The sequence below is a fragment of the Lentimicrobium sp. L6 genome (assembly GCF_013166655.1).
Classification (GTDB): domain Bacteria; phylum Bacteroidota; class Bacteroidia; order Bacteroidales; family UBA12170; genus UBA12170.
The window spans coordinates 1-4409 of the sequence record NZ_JABKCA010000143.1 but is presented as its reverse complement, the minus strand read 5'-3'; the positions used below and the strand labels follow the sequence as shown (position 1 = coordinate 4409).

At 33.5% G+C, this 4409-nt stretch carries 3 protein-coding genes; all 3 read right to left on the bottom strand.

Features of this window, described 5'->3' with window-relative positions:
• Positions 1 to 271: 271 nt before the first annotated feature.
• Entirely contained in the window at positions 272 to 2233 is a 1962-nt protein-coding gene (locus HNS38_RS19725) for a tetratricopeptide repeat-containing sensor histidine kinase (RefSeq protein ID WP_172276116.1), read from the bottom strand.
• A gap of 182 nt (positions 2234 to 2415) precedes the next feature.
• Positions 2416 to 2757: an antibiotic biosynthesis monooxygenase gene (locus HNS38_RS19720; protein ID WP_172276114.1), complete on the bottom strand. Its 342-nt coding sequence runs from the start codon at positions 2755 to 2757 to the stop codon at positions 2416 to 2418.
• Between the two features lie 71 nt (positions 2758 to 2828).
• Entirely contained in the window at positions 2829 to 4028 is a 1200-nt protein-coding gene (locus HNS38_RS19715; RefSeq protein WP_172346967.1) for a dipeptidase, read from the bottom strand.
• Positions 4029 to 4409 lie beyond the last annotated feature (381 nt).

The following is a 4409-nucleotide window of genomic DNA, read 5'->3' as shown; positions in this document are numbered from 1 at the left end:
AAATTTTGAGCAACAAATTGAAAGAGCTTTTTGCTTAAGTTAACGCTAATGCCCACGGGGAAGGGGCAAAACAAAAAAATCATTTATTATGGGCGACTACAGTAAATTGACACTTGACTGATTAGTAACCTTTTTTATAATAGATGTCAATATTAAATCTTGAAAGTAATTGTAAGTTTGCTCTAAATCAAGCAGATCGGCAGCTTGCATTAAAGTATACTTTTATAAGGAGAGGCGAAAGGGGATCATGAAAAGAGTAAACTTAGGATAATTATCGAGCTAAAGGAAATTTCAATGTAAAGCATGTTCCTGCTCCGTCTTTACTTTCTACTTTTAATTTACCATGATGAATCTCGATAAGGTCATTAACAATACTTAAGCCTAAGCCCGTTCCTCTCTCTTTTCTCAAACCGGTTTTACTTTTAATTGATCTGTCATTTGTTTGTAAGGCCTTTAAAACCCCTGGTATCATACCAGTTCCTGAATCAGTGATTTTAATGATTAGATGATATTTTTCTTTATTGGTTGAAATAGTGATGTTTCCTCCTTCGGGAGTATATTTAAAGGCATTGGTTAAAAGGTTTTCTAGAATTATTTTGACGATATTGGGGTCTAATGTCACTGGCTCTTCTATTTCATTTTTTACCTCCAACTGAACTTTGTATTTTGTAGTTTTTGGGAGATATAATTCTTCTAATTCATGAAGCAGTTCGGATAGTTTTATATTTTCAGGTCTATAATGAATCTTTCCACTTTGTGATAAGGACCAATTTAATAAAGTAGTTAATTGCTTATAGCCTTCAAGAGAGGCTTTATGGATTAATGCAGCATGAATGTGAGCTTCGCTATAATCTTTTTCTTCAATAGAGGAGACCAGGATATCACTAAAACCGATAAGGGTATTAAAGGGGTTTTTTAAGTCATGGGAAATCACTGAAAAGAGCTTATCTTTAGTTTGATTCATTTCTTTTAGCTTCTGATTTATCTTTTTATTGATTCGGTATTGATAAAGGATGACTAAAATAATGAGAACCATAATTATAATGGTAATGAGTAATGCTTTCTTTTCTTTTTCATCATATTCAAGCTGTTGTTCCGATTGAAATAATTCTTGCTGAATCATGAAGTTTTGTTCCAGTTCATTCACAATTTCAAATTGTTGAGCACTTAAAATGGAATCATATTGATGGAGGAATAAATCGGAACTCTTTTTTATATTCTTATAATCTCCAAGTATTTTATAAAATTCTAATGCAGAGTTATAGGAATCTATAATTTGAGTATTAACACCTAACTTCTTAGCTATTTTTATGGATTTATCTAAAAACTTGAGCCCCTCTTCTTTACGACCTAGGTGAGCAGATACCAGAGCAATACCAATATAATTATCTAAATAAGCAAATTCATGATTGCTTTCCATATTCCATTGAAGAGCTTTGGTATAATAATCAAGAGCCTGACGATAATCGGCCAATTTATAATATACATTGGCCAAGCCATTTAAACTCCAAGAAACATATCTAAAATCGTCAGAGTCATAACTATATTCCAATGATTGCTGATAAAAGTTTTTAGCTGATTCTAAATCACCAGACTCCTCTAATGTCCTTGCTCTATTAAAAGCTACAAAGCCCATTCTATTGGCAGAGTTGATAGATTTTCTAATTTCTACAGCTTGGTTGAAATATTCTAAAGACAAACTATAATTTTTTTGAGCTCGATGTACCTCTGCAAGATTGATTAATGAAAAAGCAATGCCATCTTCTTTTTTTAATCCTTTGAATATATTATAAGATAGTTCACCATATTTTAAAGCCAAAGGAAGGTTACCATTTAACAGAAATACATCGCCTAAATTATTGTAGGAATAGGCTATTTGAATAGAATCCTTGAATAGGATACTAATTCTCATGGCATTTTGAAAATAAGGTAGGGCTTCTCGGTAATTGTATAAATAGTGTAAATATACGACTCCAACAAAGTTAGAGATTTTTGCTTGCTTATCTGGGTATTGATATTGTTCTGCTAACTCAAGAGCTTGTAATCCAAGTTGTAGAGCGGAATCACTATAGCGATCTCTAAGTTTCCAACACTGATCTCCCAATTCATCAATATATGATGAAGCATTTACTGCTGATGGAAAATCTGCAGATTGTAGTTTCTTATCTTGAGCAAAAGATATTGCACATGATAATATAAGAACAATTAAAATACTTAAGTGCTTGATTTTCATTTTTGAGCGTTATATCATTGATTAAGTGATCAATAAATACTAAGTTACGAATAATTTTTAATTTTTCAAGTTGTTGTTATTTTTCCTTTGGTTTTTTGCAGCCCTATTCATTAAATTTATTGTTGTTAATGTTTTGTAATAGTGTAGATTAAATCGTTTAGAACTTCTAGAAAAGGGAGCTGCTAGAAATGTTCGTTTTTAGTCAACCTAGCTTCTTCTACCCTGTTCATACCATAATCTCGAATCACTCCTGCCACTCGGATTCTATAATCACTAAAAATATGATCACGCCCTTTTGATTGCCCTTCTCTATGTTCCATTAAGTTGCGCCATTGTTCGATAGACTCCTCATTTTGCCAGAATGATAAAGAGAGTATTTTGCTATCATCTTGCAAGCTAGCAAACCTTTCAATAGAAATAAAACCTTCTATGGTTTCTAGTTTCTTCTTTAGTTGTGTAGCTATTTCTAAATATTCTGATCTATATTCTTCTTTTTGATATACTTCGAATAATACGGCAATCATGACTCTGTGTTTTTTATGATTGGCAAATATAGAATCTGAAGAAATAGAAACACATAGGTTGTTTTCAGGATTTATTTAGCAGCAACAGCCTCAAATACTCGCATAAAATTACCACCCCAAATCTTACGAATATCCTCTTCTGAATAACCACGTTTGACTAATTCCAAGGTGATATTCCCCAGTTCAGAAGCATCGTAACAATCTTGCAAACCTCCTCCTCCATCAAAATCGGTACCTATGCCTACATGATCAATTCCTGCAACTTCTACAATATGATCGATATGGTCTACAGCATCAGAAACTGTAGCTAGGTTTGGAGGGAAGTCTACATCTAATTGATACCAATCTCGTAAACCTACTTTACGTTCTTCTTCGGTATAATTGGCCCAGTTGCTATGCTTTTTTCTGAATGCTTTTCTACCTTCTATTCTCTCTGGGCTTTGCTCTAGCTTCTTCACATAATCACTCAAAATACACATTTGAATGACTCCTCCATTTTTGGCTAATGCTTTGAGCATATCGTCAGTCATATTACGTGGATTATCGCATAAAGCACGGGCACAAGAGTGTGAGGCAATCACAGGTTTAGTACTCAATTTCAACACATCGTAAAAAGCAGAATCAGAAGCATGTGATACATCCACCATCATGCCCAACTCATTCATTCTTTCCACAACCTCTTCCCCAAAGGCCGATAAACCATCATATTCTGGTCCAACCTTGTCGGTGGAAGAATCGGAAATATCATTATTATGAGAATGAACAATGGTAATATATCGTGCACCCAAATTGTAGAAATGGTTGATATTATCTAGATTATTCTCGAGGGGATATCCATTTTCTATACATAGGTATATAGCTCGTTTGCCTTTTTTCTCCAGTTGATAACCTTGTTTCGGAGTGGTGGCTATTTTCGCTTTCTTGCTGTTTTTCTTCACCTCTTGATGAGTCGCTTCAAAAATCTGTTCTGCTTTCTCATAAGCTTTGGCATGACCCAAACTATCTCTATCCCCTTGTCCTATAAAAACTGCAAAAAATACCGCATCTAATCCACCTTTTTCCATGCGCGGAATATCTACTTTTCCTTCTCCTTTTCTACCGTCATGTTCTAGTCCAATATCAAAATCCCCATTAAAGAATTTCAAGGGGGTATCAGTATGTGAATCTATAGTAAATACCTTCTCATGTATTTGAGCGGCCTTTTGTTCTATACTTTGACCAAATGAAAATAGCGCGGATCCTGCTAATAGTAAGGTGAAGATTTTATGCATCGTTATATGTTTTATGTGGAACAAAAGTAATAAATAGAATAGATTATTAACCAATTCAAAAACTAAGACATTAAATTTGTCATCTATGCGCTCCAGAGTATTTGTCTTACTACAAAATCTTCCATATTATCATCCGAATTTTTCATCACTTTTACTTTCATACTTAAGCATTTAGCTTTCTTGATAGCTGCATTTACTCACCATATTCCTGAAATTTCATTGATTTCTAAAACTATTGGAAGCGATAACTGTTCAAAAACCCGAGCCCTATATAACTTAATCATCTGAAATTGTGACGAAAACCAAGTACATTCTAGAACTCCTAATAATTAACTCAAGTTGCTAGCAGTCCATTTTATTTAATGTATATGAAAACAAGAA

Coding starts and splice junctions, on each gene's coding strand:
- HNS38_RS19715 (WP_172346967.1), bottom strand. CDS start 4,028: ATGCATAAAATCTTCACCTTACTATTAGCAGGATCCGCGCTATTTTCA.
- HNS38_RS19725 (WP_172276116.1), bottom strand. CDS start 2,233: ATGAAAATCAAGCACTTAAGTATTTTAATTGTTCTTATATTATCATGT.
- HNS38_RS19720 (WP_172276114.1), bottom strand. CDS start 2,757: ATGATTGCCGTATTATTCGAAGTATATCAAAAAGAAGAATATAGATCA.